Here is a 246-nt window from a genome sequence, read left to right on the forward strand (position 1 = left end):
CCGGATGGTGAACGTGGTTACTGCAGGGGAAGATTCGGCGGTGATCGACCCCGCGTGAGCCTCCACGATGGACGCGGTGATCGACAGGCCGAGCCCGAAGCTGCCGCCGTCATGCGAGCGGGACTTGTCGGCGCGCACGAAGCGTTCGAACAGGTGTGGTAGCAGTTGCGGCTCGATTCCGCTTCCGTTGTCGGCCACGGTCACCACGACGTGGGGCGCGCCGGGGTCGGTGGTGACCGTGGTGGT

The 246-nt window shown here is 67.1% G+C and carries 1 protein-coding gene; it reads right to left on the reverse strand.

Features of this window, described 5'->3' with window-relative positions; all coding sequences use genetic code 11:
* On the reverse strand, nucleotides 1–246 hold a 246-nt coding region (locus JMJ55_RS30685; RefSeq protein WP_202829379.1), incomplete at both ends, for an ATP-binding protein.

It is taken from the genome of Belnapia mucosa, from assembly GCF_016775475.1.
Classification (GTDB): Bacteria; Pseudomonadota; Alphaproteobacteria; order Acetobacterales; family Acetobacteraceae; genus Belnapia; species Belnapia mucosa.